18 protein-coding genes and 1 pseudogene are annotated in these 18,159 nt (G+C 60.2%); 12 read left to right on the top strand and 7 right to left on the bottom strand.

Annotated elements, in window-relative coordinates:
• Window positions 1-9: 9 nt before the first annotated feature.
• The 8 genes from BTE54_RS00700 (at window position 10) to BTE54_RS00665 (ending at window position 6,053) form a co-directional block, all read left to right on the top strand.
• Window positions 10-627, top strand: a complete 618-nt coding sequence (locus tag BTE54_RS00700; protein WP_065654310.1) for a cytochrome c oxidase assembly protein — start codon at window positions 10-12, stop codon at window positions 625-627.
• Window positions 628-688: 61 nt separating this feature from the next.
• The gene (locus tag BTE54_RS00695) at window positions 689-1,564 is read left to right on the top strand and encodes a cytochrome c oxidase subunit 3 (protein ID WP_003521107.1); all 876 of its coding nucleotides are present in this window, start codon (window positions 689-691) and stop codon (window positions 1,562-1,564) included.
• 291 nt (window positions 1,565-1,855) lie between these two features.
• Complete coding sequence (locus tag BTE54_RS00690; RefSeq protein ID WP_003521108.1) at window positions 1,856-2,242, top strand: DUF983 domain-containing protein; 387 nt, start codon at window positions 1,856-1,858, stop codon at window positions 2,240-2,242.
• 10 nt (window positions 2,243-2,252) lie between these two features.
• The gene (locus BTE54_RS00685) at window positions 2,253-2,987 is read left to right on the top strand and encodes an SURF1 family protein (RefSeq protein ID WP_065654834.1); all 735 of its coding nucleotides are present in this window, start codon (window positions 2,253-2,255) and stop codon (window positions 2,985-2,987) included.
• A gap of 77 nt (window positions 2,988-3,064) precedes the next feature.
• Window positions 3,065-4,111, top strand: a complete 1,047-nt coding sequence (gene ispH / locus BTE54_RS00680) for a 4-hydroxy-3-methylbut-2-enyl diphosphate reductase (protein WP_003521111.1) — start codon at window positions 3,065-3,067, stop codon at window positions 4,109-4,111.
• A 92-nt stretch (window positions 4,112-4,203) separates the two neighbouring features.
• Window positions 4,204-5,172, top strand: a complete 969-nt coding sequence (locus BTE54_RS00675) for a homoserine kinase (RefSeq protein ID WP_078051155.1) — start codon at window positions 4,204-4,206, stop codon at window positions 5,170-5,172.
• Window positions 5,169-5,609, top strand: a complete 441-nt coding sequence (rnhA, locus tag BTE54_RS00670; protein ID WP_065654308.1) for a ribonuclease HI — start codon at window positions 5,169-5,171, stop codon at window positions 5,607-5,609. The genes BTE54_RS00675 and rnhA overlap by 4 nt, the downstream gene beginning before the upstream one ends.
• Window positions 5,610-5,744: 135 nt before the next feature.
• The gene (locus BTE54_RS00665) at window positions 5,745-6,053 is read left to right on the top strand and encodes a Dabb family protein (RefSeq protein ID WP_065654307.1); all 309 of its coding nucleotides are present in this window, start codon (window positions 5,745-5,747) and stop codon (window positions 6,051-6,053) included.
• 232 nt (window positions 6,054-6,285) lie between these two features.
• Here the strand turns inward: BTE54_RS00665 and BTE54_RS00660 are convergent, their stop codons facing one another.
• Complete coding sequence (locus BTE54_RS00660; protein ID WP_078051154.1) at window positions 6,286-6,771, bottom strand: peroxiredoxin; 486 nt, start codon at window positions 6,769-6,771, stop codon at window positions 6,286-6,288.
• Between the two features lie 199 nt (window positions 6,772-6,970).
• On the bottom strand, window positions 6,971-7,819 hold the full coding sequence (locus BTE54_RS00655; RefSeq protein WP_078051153.1) for a protein-disulfide reductase DsbD domain-containing protein: 849 nt from the start codon (window positions 7,817-7,819) through the stop codon (window positions 6,971-6,973).
• Between the two features lie 160 nt (window positions 7,820-7,979).
• Here BTE54_RS00655 and BTE54_RS00650 point away from each other — a divergent pair, with 160 nt between their 5' ends.
• The 3 genes from BTE54_RS00650 to BTE54_RS00635 all read left to right on the top strand — a co-directional run bounded on the left by BTE54_RS00650 (window position 7,980) and on the right by BTE54_RS00635 (window position 10,382).
• Window positions 7,980-8,585, top strand: a complete 606-nt coding sequence (locus BTE54_RS00650; protein WP_003521117.1) for a YqgE/AlgH family protein — start codon at window positions 7,980-7,982, stop codon at window positions 8,583-8,585.
• 105 nt (window positions 8,586-8,690) lie between these two features.
• Window positions 8,691-8,882, top strand: a complete 192-nt coding sequence (locus tag BTE54_RS00645) for a CsbD family protein (RefSeq protein WP_003521119.1) — start codon at window positions 8,691-8,693, stop codon at window positions 8,880-8,882.
• Between the two features lie 393 nt (window positions 8,883-9,275).
• On the top strand, window positions 9,276-10,382 hold the full coding sequence (locus BTE54_RS00635; protein WP_078051151.1) for a putative zinc-binding metallopeptidase: 1,107 nt from the start codon (window positions 9,276-9,278) through the stop codon (window positions 10,380-10,382).
• 196 nt (window positions 10,383-10,578) lie between these two features.
• Here BTE54_RS00635 and BTE54_RS00630 read toward each other — a convergent pair whose 3' ends face one another.
• From BTE54_RS00630 to thrC, 4 genes are all read right to left on the bottom strand, one after another.
• Window positions 10,579-13,494: a sensor domain-containing phosphodiesterase gene (locus BTE54_RS00630; protein ID WP_078051150.1), complete on the bottom strand. Its 2,916-nt coding sequence runs from the start codon at window positions 13,492-13,494 to the stop codon at window positions 10,579-10,581.
• Entirely contained in the window at window positions 13,491-14,090 is a 600-nt protein-coding gene (locus tag BTE54_RS00625; RefSeq protein WP_003509108.1) for a GNAT family protein, read from the bottom strand. The genes BTE54_RS00630 and BTE54_RS00625 overlap by 4 nt, the downstream gene beginning before the upstream one ends.
• Before the next feature lie 93 nt (window positions 14,091-14,183).
• On the bottom strand, window positions 14,184-15,482 hold the full coding sequence (locus tag BTE54_RS00620; protein ID WP_065654303.1) for a pitrilysin family protein: 1,299 nt from the start codon (window positions 15,480-15,482) through the stop codon (window positions 14,184-14,186).
• Between the two features lie 21 nt (window positions 15,483-15,503).
• The gene (thrC, locus tag BTE54_RS00615) at window positions 15,504-16,901 is read right to left on the bottom strand and encodes a threonine synthase (protein WP_078051149.1); all 1,398 of its coding nucleotides are present in this window, start codon (window positions 16,899-16,901) and stop codon (window positions 15,504-15,506) included.
• Window positions 16,902-17,166: 265 nt separating this feature from the next.
• On the opposite strand from thrC, the gene BTE54_RS00610 reads away from it, so the two are divergent.
• Entirely contained in the window at window positions 17,167-17,706 is a 540-nt protein-coding gene (locus BTE54_RS00610; protein WP_035236805.1) for a hypothetical protein, read from the top strand.
• A 251-nt stretch (window positions 17,707-17,957) separates the two neighbouring features.
• Here BTE54_RS00610 and BTE54_RS25475 read toward each other — a convergent pair.
• Window positions 17,958-18,149, bottom strand: a pseudogene (locus BTE54_RS25475) (hypothetical protein); the annotation flags it as partial.
• Window positions 18,150-18,159: the final 10 nt, after the last annotated feature.

Here is an 18,159-nt window from a genome sequence, read left to right as displayed (position 1 = left end):
GAGGAGGAGATGGCGAATATGGAAGCGCAGACGGCAGGCACCGGCAGGCAGCGGGTGAGCAATCGCTCCATCCTCGTGCTTTGTCTGGTGTTTTTCTGCGCCATGATCGGCATGGCCTATGCCGCCGTACCGCTTTATACGCTGTTCTGCCGTGTCACCGGCTATAACGGCACCACCCAGCGCGTCGAGCAATATTCCGACGTCATCCTCGACAAGACCATCAACGTCACCTTCGACGCCAATACGTCGAACGGCCTCAACTGGGATTTCCAGCCGGTCGACAAAAAGGTCATGCCGAAGATCGGCGAAACGGTGCAGGTGACGTTCAAGGCGACGAACCGTTCACCCGTGGCGACCACGGGCACGGCGGTCTTCAACGTCACGCCGATGGAAGCCGGCGCCTATTTCAACAAGGTGGAGTGCTTCTGCTTCACCGAAACGACGCTGCAGCCGGGTGAAACGCTGGAGATGCCGGTGGTGTTCTTCGTCGATCCTGACATCGCCACGGCGCGCGAGACCAAGAGCATTCATACTTTAACGCTGTCCTATACGTTTTATCCGGCCAAAACCGAAAAACCGGTTGCGTCCTTGCCGGTAAAGACTTCATCTGGCGAAAGCAAATTGTGAGAGGAGATCTGGCCTTTTATCGAAGGCCGGATCAGGGAAGAGACATTCGGGGATTGTCGCAATGGCAGATACGCATCAGAAGAACCACGACTACCACATTATCGATCCAAGCCCCTGGCCGCTTCTGGCCTCGATCGGCGCCTTCATCCTGACCTTTGGTGGCGTCTGTTACATGCGTTACCTGTCGGGCGGCTCCTTCAAGCTGTTCGGCGCGGAACTGGCCAATCCCTGGCTGTTCTATATCGGCCTCGTCATCGTGCTTTACACCATGTACGCATGGTGGTCCGACACGATCAAGGAAGCCCATGAGGGCAACCACACCCGCGTCGTGTCGCTTCACCTGCGTTACGGCATGATCATGTTCATCGCCTCGGAAGTGATGTTCTTCGTGGCGTGGTTCTGGGCCTATTTCGATGCCAGCCTCTTCCCGCACGAGGCAATTCAGGCGTCGCGCCTCGAATATACCGGCGGGCAATGGCCGCCCAAGGGCATCGAGGTGATCGATCCCTGGCACCTGCCGCTCTACAACACCGTCATCCTGCTTCTGTCGGGCACCTGCGTCACCTGGGCGCACCATGCCCTTCTGCATAATGACCGCAAGGGCCTGATCACTGGTCTGTTGCTCACCGTCGCGCTCGGCGTCCTGTTCTCCACCGTGCAGGTTTACGAATACATGCACGCGCCGTTCGACTTCAAGAATTCGATCTACGGCGCGACCTTCTTCATGGCCACCGGTTTTCACGGTTTCCACGTATTCGTCGGCACGGTCTTCCTGCTGGTCTGCCTGTTCCGCGCCGTTGGCGGTGGTTTCACGCCCAAGCAGCATTTCGGTTTCGAAGCGGCTGCCTGGTACTGGCACTTCGTTGACGTCGTCTGGCTGTTCCTGTTCTTCGCCATCTATATCTGGGGTGGCTGGGGCGCGCCGCTGCACGGCTGATTGCGTCGGATAGAGGACTGGGTCCGCAGCAAGGCATCCTGTGGAGCGAGCAGGTGCCACGTGTTTCTTCTCCCCGCCGGGGAGAAGTCCGCGGCAGCGGGATGAGGGGGCTACGGTAGAGATATTCGGAGAGCTAGCCCCCTCATCCGACCCTTCGGGCCACCTTCTCCCCGGCGGGGAGAAGAAACAAGCAGCAAAGCCGAGCGACAGATGACTGCCTTGGTTTAGAAGCACGCTTCCAACAGGCTCGCTGTCGTCCTCGGGCTTTGGGCAACTTCGCGGGAGGTCGTCATGTCTGAACCATCAAACGGCAATTTCGCGCCGGTCGATCCCATCAAGGTGGGCTTGAAAGGCTGCTGCCCGCGTTGCGGCAACGGACGGCTGTTCGACGGCTTTCTGACCATAAAACCCGCCTGCAGCGCCTGCGGACTGGATTACGGTTTTGCCGATGCGGGCGATGGCCCGGCGGTTTTCGTCATGCTGATCGTCGGTTTTCTGGTCGTCGGGCTGGCGCTGTGGTTCGATCAGCGTTTTGCGCCGCCGGTCTGGGTGCATGTCATGCTGTGGTTGCCGTTTACGGTGATTGTCTCCCTTGTGCTGCTGCGCAAGCTGAAAGGGATCATGATTGCGCTGCAATACCGCAACAATGCAAGCGAAGGCAGGCTTGATCGTGAATGACGTTTCCCACATGAAGGCGGCGGAAAGGCGGGTCTGGTTCGCCGCGCCGCTGGTGCTGCTGGCGCTTGCCATTCTTCTCGGGCTCGGCACCTGGCAGGTGAAGCGTCTCTACTGGAAAGAGGCGCTGATTGCCGATATCGAGGAGCGGCGGAGCGCGAGCCCGGTGCCCCTCTCCGATATAGAGGCGATCGCGAAAAGCGGCGGCGATATCGAATACCGCACGGTCAGCCTTTCCGGCACCTTCGATCATGCCCGCGAGCGGCATTTCTTCGCCACCCATCAGGGGCAAACGGGCTATTACATCTATACGCCGCTGACACTCGCCGATGGCCGCATTCTCTTCGTCAATCGCGGATTCGTGCCCTTCGAGATGAAAGAACCGGCCAAACGGCCCAACGGGCAGGTTGCCGGTGAGGTGACGATCACCGGGCTTTCGCGCGCGCCGCTGGTTGCCAAACCGTCCTCGCTGCTGCCTGATAACGATATCGCCAAGAACATCTTCTACTGGAAGGATCTGGCGGCCATGGCCTCCAGCGCCGATATCCCGCCCGACCGGCTGGTCCACCTCTTCGTGGATGCTGACACCGCGCCTAACCCGGGCGGCTGGCCGCAGGGGGGTGTGACGCTGATAGATTTGCCCAACAATCACCTGCAATATGCGATAACGTGGTATGGGTTGGCGGCGGCCCTTGTCATCGTCGCCGGTTTTGCCTATTTCCGGAACGGTAAGGCGCAGGGTGAATAAAGCACAGCCCGTCCGGTAAGGCAGCTTGTCGGGCAAGGCCATGAAGCACGGCCCAAGGAGCAGGCCAAGGAGCTGGAATGAACATCGCCGTTTCCAAACCCCCTTTGACGATAAGGCTGTGCGGACCGCGCGGCTTTTGCGCGGGCGTGGACCGGGCGATCCAGATCGTCGTGCTGGCGCTGAAGGCCTATGGCGCACCCGTCTATGTCCGCCACGAAATCGTACATAACCGTTATGTGGTGGAAGGGCTGGAAGCCAAGGGCGCGGTTTTCGTCGAGGAACTGCATGAAATTCCGGCCGAGCACCGCGAGCAGCCGGTGGTTTTCTCGGCCCACGGCGTGCCGAAATCCGTGCCGGAGGATGCGCAGGCGCGTAATCTGTTCTATCTCGATGCCACTTGCCCGCTGGTCTCCAAGGTCCACAAGCAGGCCATGCGCCACCAGCGCCTTGGCCGCCATGTGGTGCTGATCGGCCATGCCGGCCACCCCGAGGTCATCGGCACCATGGGCCAGCTTCCGGAAGGAACGGTTTCGCTGATCGAGACGGTGGAAGACGCCGGCCGTTACGAACCGGCGGACCGCGAAAATCTCGGCTTCGTCACCCAGACGACACTTTCGGTCGATGACACGGCCGGCGTCATCGCCAGGCTGCAGGAACGTTTCCCGGCCATTCAGGCGCCCGCCGCCGACAGCATCTGTTACGCAACCACCAACCGGCAGGATGCGGTGAAGCAGGCGGCTCCCGGCTGCGACCTCTTCATCGTCGTCGGCGCCCCCAATTCCTCCAATTCCAAGCGGCTTGTAGAAGTGGCGCTGCGGGCCGGTGCACAGCGCTCCGTGCTGGTGCAGCGGGCCTCGGAAATCGACTGGAATGAAATCGGCGATATTCGCACCGTCGGCCTTTCGGCCGGCGCATCCGCGCCGGAGGTCATCGTCGATGAGATCATCGAGGCCTTCAAGGCGCGTTTCGATACAACGCTCGATCTCGCCGTGACGGTCGAGGAAACGGAACATTTCCTCGTCAATCGCGAGCTACGCAGCATCGAGCTGACGACGGACGACATGGCTTTCGTGAACGGCAATGCCAATGATGCGCTGCCGCCGAAAACCGCCGCCGGCATCTGAAGCGGGATGGCGCTGAATGCGGGCGGTTTCCGTCCCACCTGCGTCATCTCCACCCGAGATTTCCACTCCATCCTTCATCAAGAGATTTGAAATTGGCAGTTTATACGGACATCACCGAAGATGATCTGAGGAATTTCCTCACGCAATATGACGTCGGCAGCCTCACCTCCTACAAGGGCATTGCCGAAGGCGTCGAAAACTCCAATTTCCTGCTGCATACCACCAAGGATCCGCTGATTCTCACGCTTTATGAAAAGCGCGTGGAGAAATCCGATCTGCCCTTCTTCCTCGGCCTCATGCAGCATCTGGCCGCCAAGGGCCTGTCCTGCCCCCTGCCGCTGCCGCGCAAGGATGGCGAGTTGCTGGGAGAGCTATCGGGCCGGCCGGCGGCGCTCATCTCCTTTCTCGAGGGCATGTGGCTGAGAAAGCCGGAAGCGAAACATTGCCGCGAAGTCGGCAAGGCGCTGGCCGCCATGCATCTGGCCGGCGAGGGGTTCGAGATCAAGCGGCCGAACGCGCTTTCCGTCGAAGGCTGGAAGGTGCTTTGGGACAAGTCCGAAGCGCGCGCCGACGAGGTGGAGAAGGGCCTGAAAGACGAGATTCGCCCCGAGATCGATTATCTCGCCGCCCATTGGCCGAAAGATCTGCCGGCCGGCGTCATCCATGCGGATCTGTTCCAGGACAATGTGTTCTTCCTTGGCGATGAACTGTCCGGCCTGATCGATTTTTATTTCGCCTGCAATGACCTGCTCGCTTATGACGTGTCGATCTGCCTCAATGCCTGGTGCTTCGAAAAGGATGGCGCTTACAACGTCACCAAGGGCAAGGCGCTACTGGAGGGTTACCAGTCGGTGCGCCCGCTGAGCGAAGCGGAGCTGGAGGCGCTGCCGCTTCTGGCGCGCGGTTCCGCGTTGCGTTTCTTCCTCACCCGCCTTTATGACTGGCTGACGACGCCGGAAGGCGCGCTGGTGGTCAAGAAGGACCCGCTGGAATATCTGCGCAAGCTGCGGTTCCACCGTTCCATCGCCACTGTCGCCGAATATGGGCTGGCGGGCGAATGAAACATGTCGACATTTTCACCGATGGCGCCTGCTCCGGCAATCCCGGTCCCGGCGGCTGGGGCGCCGTGCTGCGTTACGGTGAGGTGGAGAAGGAACTCTTGGGCGGCGAGGCCGAGACCACCAATAACCGCATGGAATTAATGGCGGCGATCTCGGCGCTCAATGCGCTGAAAAGCCCCTGCGAGGTCGATCTTTATACCGACAGCGCCTATGTGAAGGACGGCATCACCAAGTGGATTTTCGGCTGGAAAAAGAAGGGCTGGAAAACCGCCGATAACAAGCCGGTCAAGAATGTTGAACTATGGCAGGCGCTGGAAGCGGCGCAGCAGCGCCATAAGGTTACCTTGCACTGGGTCAAGGGCCATGCCGGCCACCCGGAAAACGAACGCGCCGACGAATTGGCGCGAAAGGGCATGGAGCCCTTCAAACGGCGGTAATGGAAGCCTGCTCTATTTCGGGCCGGGCAAATCCGAGCCGGCGACCCCGTTATCGGGGGTTGTGAAAACCGAAACCCGACCTATCTTGTCGTCAAGGGGCGCTCCGGTAGCGCTCAACGGAGGAGAGAAATCCGGATGATCCTGCATTGTGTATTTCTACGCTTCAAGGCTGCAACGGCCGCTTCTGAAAAACACGCAATATTCGAGGCGATTGCCGCCCTGAAAGATGTGATACCCGGCATCATCGATGTGAAATACGGCCAGAATGTCTCACCCGAGGGGCTGAATGGCGGTTTTGTCGACGGTTTCATCGTGACGCTGGAGAGCCCCGAGGCCCGCGACGACTATCTCGCCCATCCCAAGCACATGGAAGTGGGGGAACGTCTCGTGTCGCTCACCGATGGCGGTCTAGCCGGGCTTCTGGTGTTCGATATGAATGTTTGAGTGGAGGGCGGCGGGGCCGCCCTTTATTCCTGCAATGTGAATGCCTATAGCAGAATCGTATCACGAAAGGCGCCGTCACCCCGGACTTGTGTGGACGTATTGTGGTTTACTTGATGCATAGGCCGGGATGCGCATCCCGGCCTATGCATCAAGTAAACCACAATACGTCCACACAAGTCCGGCATGACGGGAAGCAGGAGCCTTTACATGCAACGAGGGACCAGGCTCGCCCTCAAAGCTGCTCGATCATCGCCGCAGCGGCCGAAACCGTCGCCTGGCCGGGGTTCTCTTCCACGTTGAGCGACTTCACCACGCCGTCTTCCACCAGCATCGAATAACGCTTGGAGCGCACGCCGAGGCCGCCGGCGGAAAGATCGGCATCGAGGCCGAGCGCCTTGGTGAAAGCCGCGTCCCAGTCGGCGAGGAAGTGGATTTTGCCCTGACCGCCGGAGGATTGCGCCCATGCGCCCATCACGTGCCAGTCATTGACGGCGACGACGGCGATATCGTCAACGCCCTTGGAAAGAATGGCGTCGCGGTTTTCGAGATAACCCGGCAGATGGTTCAGTGAGCAGGTGGGGGTGAAAGCGCCGGGGACGGCGAAGAGAACCACCTTCTTGCCGCCGAAAAGCGCGTCCGTGGTGGTTTCCACCGGGCCGTCGGCCGTCTTTTCCTTGAAAGTTGCGGAAGGCAGTTTTTCGCCGATCTTGATGGTCATGTCCGTGCTCCTATAGCCGTTCGGTTCGCGCGACTATAGAGTTTGGCAGGGAAAAGTGGAACCCGGTTTTCCCGGGCAGACAAACGAAAACAAGGCGTCCGGATCCCGTCAGATTGAGAATGAAGCTGACAGGATCCTGAGCACGGTAATGAAGTCTGCCATGCGGTTTTCGAGCTGGTTTCCAGCGCTGAAACGCTGCTCAGGGTTTCGGGAAGTTCAGCATGGTTTCCATGGCCCGATCGCCGGATTTGACCAGGATGGGCCAGCTATTGCCCTGCACCTGATAGGTTTTCGGCAGGCCCTTGATGTTCATGTAGAAGGAGAGCTTGCGCTTGTCGCGCACCAGGTTCTGCGGCTCGTAATAGGCAAAGCCCGATGGACCGGCGATGAAGATTTCGGTCTCCTTCGGCGCGTTTTCCGGAAGCTGCAATTGTACGCCGAGCATGGTCTTGTCGGGCGTGATGTGGAAATCGATCACCTTGAAATCGTCGGAGGCCGCCTCGGGCAGCGTTTCGCGCGCCTCCTCCAGCAATCGCCGCTCCTCGTGGTCGTCATCACCGGCATTGCCGCGCTCGATTGAAAACTTCGCCTCGAAGGGAATGCAGATGTTCTGGCACACGCCGATGAAGGCGGTGAGATCGATCTTCCCGCTTGCCGCCGGGTCCGTGGCTTTCAGCTGAAACGGAAGGCTGACGGCGTGGTCGTAGCCGATATCGGTGATGTCGCCGTTTTCGATCAGCTTCGGAACCGGATAGGCCATGGTGGTGAGCGTTACGCCGCTTGCCGGATCGGGCGTGATCTGCGGCGGTATGCCCGCTTCGCCCGGTTCGCGCCAATAGGTGATCCAGCCGTCCTTCGGCTCGATCTGCAGCACGCCGCGCACCACGCCGTCGGCATCCATGGCAAGGCTCGCCACGCGCATCTGGCCGCCTTCGCTTCTCGCCCAGTCGGTAATTTCGGCCTGGGCGGCTTCAGCGCCGCCAAGTAGGGCAGCAAATGCCGCTGCAAAACGAAAATGTGAAAATCGAAAGAATATTCTGGCGCTCATGGTTTCCGTCTAACCCAACATCGCCCGGCGGACCAGTTACGAATTCGTGCGGTTCATCATTTTCGGTTGATTGATCGGGCGCGATGCCGCATCCTGTCCTTTCTCGAAGTGCGAACGCCGTTTTCGTTAAATGACGGAATGCGGTCTGCTGGAGGCGCCGGTGAGCTTTTCAACCCTGATGGACAAACGCGAACGTGGCTTTCTCGATGGTCAGTTCCTCATCGCGATGCCGGGGCTGGACGACGGCAATTTTGCCCGTTCGGTGATCTATATCTGCGCCCATTCGGATGCCGGCGCCATGGGGTTCATCATCAACCGGCCGCAGCAGATCACCTTTACGGATATTCTGCTGCACCTGAAACTGGTGGACAGCAACGACGCCATCATGCTGCCCAACCGCACCCGCGAATTCCCGATCCAGTGCGGCGGCCCGGTGGAATCCGGCCGGGGTTTCGTGCTGCATTCGGATGATTATTTAAGCGAATCCAGCATTCCGGTCAGCGATGACATTTCGTTGACGGCAACGCTCGATATCGTCCGCGCCATTTCCAACGGCCGCGGTCCGCAAAGGGCCACCATGATGCTCGGTTATGCAGGCTGGGGTCCGGGCCAGCTGGAAAACGAGATCGCCAATAATGGCTGGCTGAATTGCCCCGCTGCGGAAGAGCTGATCTTCGACCGTGGGCTGGACAATAAATACGAGCGGGCGCTGGCGCTCATGGGCGTCGATGCGCGCATGCTTTCCACGGATGCCGGGCACGCCTGAGCCCCTGAATGCTCCGCCGGTTTTGGCTGGAACCAAATCCCGACCCTTGACGTTACTCACCCGGAAAGCCGGACAGAAAGTACGGCTCAACAAGGGAGTAGTATTATGGGTAGCACATCTGACAAGATCGCCGGTAAAGCCAATGAAGTTGCTGGCAAGGTGAAGAAGAACGTCGGCGAAGCGACGGGCAATAATGAATTGCGCGCCAAGGGTGCTGCCCAGGAAGCCAAGGGCAAGGTACAGACCAGCGTTGGCAAGGCGAAAGACGCCGTCAAGGGCGCCGTCGACCGCATGTAATGCCGTCTGACTGCCTCGCGCCTCTTTCGATGCGGCGCTTCGGAGCGCATGTGTTGACCGCACATGCGCTCTTGTCGTCTGGGATGTTCCGAAGGCGGTCGCCTGTTACGCCTTTCATATGCGCTCCGGGCTTACCCCCCTCTGTCCTGCCGGACATCTCCCCCTCAAGGGGGGAGATCGACCTGAGGCGAGGTCTCGCCCATCTCAATACTTGAGAATGGAGTGGTGGAAGAGCGTCTTGCCGATCTCCCCCCTTGAGGGGGAGATGTCCGGCAGGACAGAGGGGGTAAGCCCGGAGCGCAGGAGCGTCAATGATTTTCAGCTGTCGTCTACGGTGCATGTTGGCATCGTATGTTTCCTCCACCCACCCGATCCATCGCAAGGGTTTCATCGATGAAGCTTTTTTCCTGCGCATCCTGCGGCCAGCCGGTCCATTTCGACAATCGTTTCTGCGTTTCCTGCGGTCATCGTCTGGCCTTCGTGCCGGAGCGGCTTTCAATGGAGGCACTTTCGCCCGCGGGTGAGCCGAACTGGCAGATTGTCGCGGACCCGCAAAAACAGGTGCGGTTTTGTGCCAATGAAGTGAACGATATCTGCAACTGGTCAGTGCCGGCGCAAAGCGACAGCGCCTTTTGCCCTGCCTGCAGCCACAACCGTCTGGTGCCGGATATCGCAACCGAACAGGGCATCGCGCAATGGCGTCGCATCAGCCAGGCGCAGCGGCATCTGTTCTATTCGATCCTGCGGCTTGGCTTGCCGCATCCCAACCGCGATGCGGACCCTGCCGGTGGCCTCGTCTTCGACTTTCTGGTGGATGCGGTGGCGCCCGATGGTTCCGTCATTCCCGCCATGACCGGTCACGATGAGGGCCTCATCGCCATTCGCGCCGCGGAAGCCGACGATGTCACCCGCGAGCAGGTGCGCGCCAATATGAACGAGCCGTACCGCACCATGCTCGGCCATTTCCGCCACGAGGTGGGGCACTTCATCTGGAACAAGTTGGTGCGCGATGAGAACCGCCTGGAGGCCTGCCGCGCCGTCTTCGGCGACGACAGCGAGGATTATGGCGCCGCTCTGCAACGCAATTACGAAGAGGGGCCGCCTCCCGACTGGCAGGAGAGTTTCATCAGCTCCTATGCCTCGGTCCACCCGTGGGAGGATTTCGCCGAATGTTTCGCTCACTACCTGCATATCGTCGATACGCTGGAGACGGCGCGCGCCTTCGGCGTCGCAATCGATCCTGATGGGCATGAGGAAATGGCGGCCGAGGTGACGTTTGATCCTTACAAAGCCCGCAGCGCCGCGCAGCTGGTCAAGGCGTGGATTCCGCTCAGTGTCGCCATCAATTCCATCCAGCGCAGCATGGGGGAGGCTGACCTCTATCCCTTCGTGCTGACACCGCCGGTGGTGGTGAAGATGGAATTCATTCATGACCTGCTGCATGGGAGGGTGGCGGCGGATGAGTCGCCGATGGCCGTGCAGAATGCGGTAGTGCAGTAAATGTGCGGCAGGCGGAGTGTCCTGATCAGGAGAAGCGCGGTTTTCTTCTCCCGTCATACCGGCCTTGAGCCGGTATCCAGCCAGCCCAAGTCCTTGGGCTGAAAGGAGTCTTTCCGCCGGGCAGACGCCCGTTGGCTGGATTCCGGCTCAAGGCCGGAATGACGGAGGTAGCCTACCTCGCGTTCCAATACTCCGCTTACGAAGCCCGCTTCGTCGGCTGGAAACGCTCTCTCAGCAACTTCAGCGCCGCATCGCCCGAAACCGGAGTGCCGAACAGGAAGCTCTGGCCGAAATGGCAGTTCATGCGCGCCAGTTCCGCTGCATCCTCGGGTGTTTCGATGCCTTCCGCCACGACCTGCATGTCGAGCGCCCGCGCCATGGCGATGACGGAGCGCAGCAGAACATTGCGCTTGTCGCTGGTGTTGGCCACCAGCGCCTTGTCGAGCTTGATCGTGTCGAAGGGGAAACGGGTCAGATAGGCGAGTGACGAATAGCCGGTGCCGAAATCGTCCATGGCGAGGCTGAGGCCCGTTTCCTTGAGCTTTGAAAGCACCAGCCGCGCCTGCTCCGGGTTCTCCATAACGACGGATTCCGTCAGTTCCAGCTTCAGCTGCTGCGGATTGCAACGGGTGCGGGTCAGCATGCCGCGCACGTCGTTGTACAATTCGTTGTTCAGCAGCTGCGCGCTGGAAATATTGACGGAAATGAAGATCGGCATCTTCTCGATGGCGTGCTGCCAGTCCATCAGATCGGTCGCCGCCCGTTCCAGCGCGAACATGCCGAGCGGCTCGATCAGGCCGGAGGCCTCCGCAATCGGAATGAACTCGCTCGGCGGAATATTGCCGCGCTTGGGGTGCTCCCACCGCATCAGCGCTTCGAAACCGGCCAGCTCGCCATCGTCAAGCTTCACGATCGGCTGGTAGGCCAGCGACAGCTCCTTGCGCTCGATGGCGCGGCGAAGGTCGCTTTCCATCTGCAGCCGGTCGGTGCCCGACGTGCGGAAGGCAGGGCGGAAGGGCTCAACGCGGTTGCCGCCAGCGCGCTTGGCGCGATACATGGCGAGTTCCGCATCGCTCAAGAGTCCGGCCGCACTTTCCTGCTGGTCGATCCACGAAACGAGGCCGATGGAGGCGGTGAGGATGATTTCGCGATTGGCGAAATTGATCGGCACCATGATCGCCTTGTTCACCGCATCGGCGAAATCGGCCACACGCTGCGGATCGCGCTCCGAGGTCAGGATCAGGCCGAACTCATCGCCGCCAAGACGCGCCAGCGTATCCTGCGGTTTCAAAAGACGGCGCAGACGACGGGTCAGCGCAATGAGGATATTGTCACCGGCGGCAATGCCGAGCGTATCGTTGACCAGCTTGTAGCGGTCGATATCGATGGCCATCACGGTCGGGCGCACGCCGTCGCTGTCGGAAGACAGGTTGAGGATCGATTGCAGGCGGTCGAGGAAGACCTGCCGGTTCGGAAGCCCGGTCAGATTGTCGTTCATCGCATCCTGAAGCAGCCGCTCGACGGAGTTCTTCTGCTCGGTGATGTCGGTGATGGTACCGACGCAGCGGATGATTTCGCCGTTGGAGCCGAGAACCGGGCGGGCGCGGATTTGCAGCCAGTGGAAATGACCGTCTTCGGCGCGAATGCGGAATTCGTGGTTGAGGCGGCCTTTGCGATGGTCAAGCAGCACGTCGAGCGTCGCCTTGAACCGGTCGCGGTCATCAGGGTGCAGGCGCGGCAACCAGTTGCGTGCCGCACCGTGCATGGCGCCGGGTTCCAGCCCCAGCCGGTTGGAAATATCGGGCGTGGTGACGATGCGGTCGCGTGTCACATCCCAGTCCCAGACCGTATCGCCGCTGCCCGTTAAGGCCAGCGACTGGCGTTCGAGATCGGAGAAGAGACCCTGCTGATAGGCGCTGCCGGCAAAGGCGTGCTGAATGACGGTAAAGCCGATCAGCAGCACGATCAGCACCAGCCCGCCGCCGAGCGCCGGCTGCACGATGTCGTTGTCCAGTTGTCCCGTGACCGTCAGCCAGCTGCCGAACAGCCAGACGAGGATCAACGCCCAGGAAGGCACCAGCAAAATCGCCCGGTCATATTTGTTGAAACCGAGATAGATGATGAGGGCGATGCCCGCCGTTGCCGTGAGCGCAAAGGACACGCGCGCAATGCCGGAGGCGACGGAGGGATCGTAGATCGCCACACCGAACAGCAGCGCCAGACCCACCACCCAGGCAAAGGTCGCATAACCCAGATGCGCATGCCATCGGTTGAGATTGAGATAGGTGAACAGGAAGACCACGAAACTGGAGGCGAGCGCCACTTCCGCGCCCGCCCTCCATATTCGCTGATCGCTTGAGGTGACGGTGATGAGCTTTTCGAGGAAGCCGAAATCGACGCAGATATAGGCTAGAACTGCCCATGCGAGCGCGGCCGAGGCCGGCAGAACGGAGGTTCCCTTGACCACGAAAAGGATGGTCAGAAGCACGGCGAGCAGGCCGGCAATGCCGAGCACGATGCCGCGATAGAGCGTAAACGCGTTGATCGTGTCCTTGTAGGCCTCCGGCTCCCACAGATAAAGCTGCGGTAGCTGCGGCGTGGAAAGCTCGGCGACGAAGGTGATGACGGAGCCGGGATTGAGGGTGATGCGGAACACGTCGGCATCCGGGCTCGGCTGCCGGTCGAGCGCAAAGCCTTCGCTCGGCGTAATCGCCATGATGCGCTGCGAGCCGAGATCGGGCCAGAACAGCTTGGAATTCACGAGGCGGAAATGCGGCGCGACGATGACGCGCTCCAGCTGCTCTTCGGAGACGTTGGCGAGTGCGAAAACCGCCCAGTCGCCCTGATGGTCGGTGGAACTGGCGCGCACCTCGATACGGCGGCGAATGCCGTCGGGGCCAGGCGCGGTCGAGACCTGGAAGGCTTCGCCCTGGTTGGCATAGATATCCGTGGTGGCCGTCAGGTCGAGCGCCGTGTCGTCACGGGAAATCTTCACCGGCTCGAAGGCGTAGGAATAGGAAGAGAAAAGCAGGAAAAGCAGGAAAAACGGCGCAGCCAGCGCGATTGCCGTCAGACGTTTCGCAAGGCAAGGCGCAGTGTGATTGTAGGTCATGTATCGTACTTCGTTCCGCCGGAGCTTTGCTTGTCGGCAAGAAGGGAAAACATCATATGATCCCGCCATTGGCCATTGATTTTCAGATATTCCCGCAGGAGGCCTTCCCGCTGGAACCCGGCATTTTCGAGAAGCCGGATGCTTTTGAAGTTTTCCGGAATACAGGCTGCCTCGATACGGTGCAACTGAAGTCCGTTAAAGATGTATGGTATTACCAATTTTAATGCGGCAGACATATGGCCTTGGGCGGCGTGCCGCTCGCCGATCCAGTATCCGATCATGCAGCTTTGCGCCGCACCCCGGCGGATGTAACCGATGGTGATGCCGCCGACCAGCAGCGTTTCTTTCTCGAACAGCAGGAAGGAAACGGCGGTGCCGGAGGAAAATTCCTGGCCGTTGCGCACCACGCGCATGCGGAAGGCGCCTTCCGTCAGCTCGTCCGGCCGCCAGGTCGGCTCCCAGGGCTGGAGAAACTGCCGGCTTTCGGAGCGCAGCACATGCCATTGCTTGAAATCGCCGTAGCGCGGCAGTCTGAGAAGGTGATTGGCGCTGCGCAGTTCGGGCGTGTCGCTATGTCGGGAAAGAAAACGCAGCATTCACGATCCCTGTGCGGCAGACATCGCCATCCGCGAGCGGGATGGCGAAAAAGATGAGCGGTCTTCGCCTTTAAATCCCGCTCTCATATCGGTTTATCCGTTCGCCTTTATCCTTGCGGGCTGCTGCGCGGAAAGCGCCGCAGTGATGTCGGAAAGAGGCGGCAGATGTTCGAGCGGGCCAATTGCGGACAATGTCGGAACTGTATCGAAAAACAGCCGTCCCGCAAGATCGGTCAGGCGCGCGCGGGTGATGTCGCCAAGCCGCTCCATCATCTCCTCATTGGGGATGGGCCGGCCGTAAAGCATCATCTGGCGGGCCATCTGGCCGGCGCGGGCGGCCGGGCTTTCCTGGCCCATCAGCAGCTGCGCGCGGATCTGCGCCCGGGCGCGATCGATTTCTTCCTGATGGATGGTCTGCGAGGACTTGCGAAGTTCCTCCAGAATGACGGGCACCAGTTCCGGCAGGTCGTTGCCGCCGGTGGCCGCATGCACGCCGAAGATGCCGGTATCGGAAAAGCCCCAGTGGAATGCATAGACGGAATAGCAGAGGCCGCGATATTCGCGCACTTCCTGGAACAGGCGGGAGGACATGCCGCCGCCCAGTATATTGGCGAGAATCTGCGAACAATAGAAATCGCGGGCGTGATAGGCCTTGCCCTCGAAGCCGAGGAGCACCTGCGCATCCATCAGGTCGCGGGTTTCGCGGATTTCGCCACCGGTATAGATCGCTTTTTCCATAACCGGTGTGGCAATGGGCAGCTGCGGCAGCGAGGCGAAACGCTCTTCCACCTGCTTCACGAAGCTTTCGTGATCGACAGCGCCGGCCGCGACGACGAAAATGCGGTCCGTCGTGTAGTTGCGGGCGAGATAATGCCTGATCTGGCCTGTCGTGAAGGACTGCACGGTTTCCGGCGTGCCGAGGATCGGGCGGCCGATGGTCTGGTCGCGATAGGCGACACCGGAGAAATTGTCGAAGATCACGTCGTCGGGCGTATCGGTCGCCGCGCCGATTTCCTGCAGGATGACGTTTTTCTCCCGCTCCAGCTCGTCTTCATCGAACAGCGATTCCGTCAGGATGTCGGCAAGGATATCGACGGCGAGGGGAACGTGGTCTTTCAGGACGCGGGCGTAGTAGGAGGTCGTTTCCGTCGATGTCGCGGCGTTGACTTCGCCGCCGACATTTTCGATTTCTTCGGCGATCTGCCGGGCAGTGCGGCGCGCCGTGCCCTTGAAAGCCATATGTTCGAGAAGATGGGCGATGCCGTGTTCGGCAGTCGTCTCGTTGCGGGAACCGGATTTGATCCACACCCCAAGAGCGACGCTTTCGAGATGCGGCATTTTTTCCGTCACAACGGTCAACCCGGACGAAAGCCGGGTCACATTTACTCTCATACTCAACGTCTTTCCGCGTCTCTATTTGCCGGCGCGTGCGTGTTTGCCGATGAAGGTTTCCACGGCTTTGAGCTCCGCATCCAGAATGTCGAAACGCTCCTCCCGGTTCATAATGTCAGCTAACCATACTGGAAGCGCAGGCTCGATTGCGCAAGCGGATTTTACAGCGGCCGGGAATTTAGCCGGGTGAGCGGTCGACAGAACGACCATCGGGCTTGACGCCTTTTCGTGCTTTTCCGCCACGAAAACGCCGGTCGCCGTATGCGGGTCGATCAGGTAGCCGGTTTTCTCAAGCGTGTCGCGGATCGTTGCCGCCACCTGCTTTTCGGTGGCGCGGCCGGCGCGGAAATCGCGTTTGATGAATTTCAGCGCGTGCGGCGGAATTTCAAAGGATCCGGATTGCTTGAGGCCGTCCATCGATGCCTTTACCGCAGCGGAATCACGGCCATAGGCTTCGAACAGCAGCCGCTCGAAGTTGGATGAAATCTGGATGTCCATGGAGGGCGAGGTGGTCGGCTTGACGCCGCGCATCTCGTAACGCCCGGTCTTCAGCGTGCGCGCCAGAATGTCGTTGTCATTGGTGGCGATGACGAGCTTGTCGATCGGAAGGCCCATCTTCTTGGCGACGTAACCGGCGAAGATATCGCCGAAATTGCCGGTCGGAACGGTGAAGGAAATCTTCCGGTCGGGGCCGCCGAGCGAAAGCGACGCGGTGAAATAATAGACCACCTGCGCCATGATGCGCGCCCAGTTGATGGAGTTGACGCCGGAAAGCTTCACGCCATCGCGGAACTTCACGTCGTTGAACATCTCCTTCACCAGCGTCTGGCAATCGTCGAAATTGCCGTTGATCGCCAGCGCATGCACGTTGGAAGCGGTCGAGGTCGTCATCTGGCGCTGCTGCACCGGAGAGACCTTGCCGTTCGGGAAAAGGATGAAGATATCGGTGCGCTCGCGCCCGGCAAAGGCGTCGATGGCCGCGCCGCCGGTATCGCCCGAGGTTGCGCCGACAATGGTGGCGCGCTCGCCGCGTTCGGAAAGCGTATAGTCCATCAGGCGGGCGAGAAGCTGCATCGCCACGTCCTTGAAGGCGAGCGTGGTGCCGTGGAAAAGCTCGAGAACGAAGGTGTTCGGGCCGGTCTGCGTCAGCGGCACGACGGCAGGATGGCGGAAGGTCGCATAGGCGTCGTCAATCATCGCCTTGAACTTGTCTGCCGGAATCTCGCCGCCGGTGAAACGGTAGAGAACCTCGAAGGCGACATCCTGATAGGACTTGCCGCGCAGGTTGCGGATTTCCTTCTTCGACATGGAAGGCCATTTGCGCGGAACGTAAAGCCCGCCGTCACGGCCAAGGCCCGCCAGAAGCGCGTCGCAAAAACCAAGCGAAGGGGCCGCACCCCTGGTCGATACATATTCCACGAGATAGTCCCTTATCCGTTACCGATGCGATCGGCGTCTTTGTCCGCAGCGTCTCACCGGAATGAGGCGATTGGCGAGCTAATGAAGGGCTTTTCTGAAAATTCAAGCAAAACCGAACATGCCAATCGATTTTTTCCGGCGTCGCTGCTATAGACCATCGCCAACCTGGGTGAAAGGTCAATAAACAGCGTCTCCGGTTCTGTTCCGGGACAATGGAGAGGGAATTAGAAGAGTGTCAGGGAATTTCTTGCGTTTGTCCGCCGCGATGTCGCTTCTCGTCGTTGTTGCAGGATGCAATTCCTCCAACCCGTCGGACTCGCTTGCCGTCAACCCGCCGGCGGCGCAGGCCGCACCGACGGCTGCCGTGGTTCAGGCCAATTGCCCGGCCGTGACGGTTCTCGATGCCAACGCCGTTCATCGCGTCTACGCCGGTGGCGCCAAGGACGATCCGCAGAAACTCGCCTATCAGGTCTCGCTGTCCGATACGACGCGTTCGTGCACCGCCAATGAATCGACGCTGACAGTAAACGTGCTGGCCCAGGGCCGCCTCGTTCCCGGCCCGATGGCCAAGCCCGGCCGCGTGACCGTGCCGATCCGCGTGACGGTGAAGGACGGCGACGGCGAGATATACGGCGAAACCACCGCCTTTGCCGTCGATGTTCCGGCAGGCGGGGCCGGCACGCAGTTCATCTTCAACAACGACCACGTCGCCATCCCCAACGGACCGGGCGGCGCACCGAAGTCGGTCAGCGTCTTCATCGGCTTCGCCGAGCAGGGCGCAAAGGCCAAGACCAAGCGCCGGTGATTTGACGGGCTGGATTTAAAAACCGGGGGCTGCTTTTGCGGGCTCCGGTTCTGATTGCGCGCAAAGGTCCGAATTCCGTCACCCCGGGCTTGATCCGGGGTCCAGCGCGATCAAGTCATTGATCGCAAAAGACTCTTCTCACGGCGCAGACGCGCCGTGACTGGATGCCGGATCAAGTCCGGCATGACGGAGGGGAGGTCTACGATTTTCCATGCGTTTTAACCGGAGGGTTTTCCCACAGTCGTCGCCTTCTCCGCTGACGGGCGGCTACGGGAGTTTCGATACTCCTCCACAGCCTCAAAAAAAGCTGGCGACAAAACGTCCCTCGCGGGACGCGCATTTGCCAGCTCTTCATCTGTCATTTCGGGAAAGTCGACAGCATCCCAATCCGCTTCGGTATAGCCTTGGCCGGGTACGAATTCCTTTTGCGTCTGGGATGCCACCACAGCTACC

The organism is Agrobacterium sp. YIC 4121 (assembly GCF_002008205.1).
GTDB lineage: Bacteria > Pseudomonadota > Alphaproteobacteria > Rhizobiales > Rhizobiaceae > Agrobacterium > Agrobacterium leguminum.
This window is presented reverse-complemented; position numbering and strand designations above follow the sequence as displayed.

Coding starts and splice junctions, on each gene's coding strand:
- BTE54_RS00700 (WP_065654310.1), top strand. CDS start 10: ATGGCGAATATGGAAGCGCAGACGGCAGGCACCGGCAGGCAGCGGGTG.
- BTE54_RS00695 (WP_003521107.1), top strand. CDS start 689: ATGGCAGATACGCATCAGAAGAACCACGACTACCACATTATCGATCCA.
- BTE54_RS00690 (WP_003521108.1), top strand. CDS start 1,856: ATGTCTGAACCATCAAACGGCAATTTCGCGCCGGTCGATCCCATCAAG.
- BTE54_RS00685 (WP_065654834.1), top strand. CDS start 2,253: ATGAAGGCGGCGGAAAGGCGGGTCTGGTTCGCCGCGCCGCTGGTGCTG.
- ispH (WP_003521111.1), top strand. CDS start 3,065: ATGAACATCGCCGTTTCCAAACCCCCTTTGACGATAAGGCTGTGCGGA.
- rnhA (WP_065654308.1), top strand. CDS start 5,169: ATGAAACATGTCGACATTTTCACCGATGGCGCCTGCTCCGGCAATCCC.
- BTE54_RS00665 (WP_065654307.1), top strand. CDS start 5,745: ATGATCCTGCATTGTGTATTTCTACGCTTCAAGGCTGCAACGGCCGCT.
- BTE54_RS00660 (WP_078051154.1), bottom strand. CDS start 6,771: ATGACCATCAAGATCGGCGAAAAACTGCCTTCCGCAACTTTCAAGGAA.
- BTE54_RS00655 (WP_078051153.1), bottom strand. CDS start 7,819: ATGAGCGCCAGAATATTCTTTCGATTTTCACATTTTCGTTTTGCAGCG.
- BTE54_RS00645 (WP_003521119.1), top strand. CDS start 8,691: ATGGGTAGCACATCTGACAAGATCGCCGGTAAAGCCAATGAAGTTGCT.
- BTE54_RS00635 (WP_078051151.1), top strand. CDS start 9,276: ATGAAGCTTTTTTCCTGCGCATCCTGCGGCCAGCCGGTCCATTTCGAC.
- BTE54_RS00630 (WP_078051150.1), bottom strand. CDS start 13,494: ATGACCTACAATCACACTGCGCCTTGCCTTGCGAAACGTCTGACGGCA.
- BTE54_RS00625 (WP_003509108.1), bottom strand. CDS start 14,090: ATGCTGCGTTTTCTTTCCCGACATAGCGACACGCCCGAACTGCGCAGC.
- BTE54_RS00620 (WP_065654303.1), bottom strand. CDS start 15,482: ATGAGAGTAAATGTGACCCGGCTTTCGTCCGGGTTGACCGTTGTGACG.
- BTE54_RS00610 (WP_035236805.1), top strand. CDS start 17,167: ATGTCGCTTCTCGTCGTTGTTGCAGGATGCAATTCCTCCAACCCGTCG.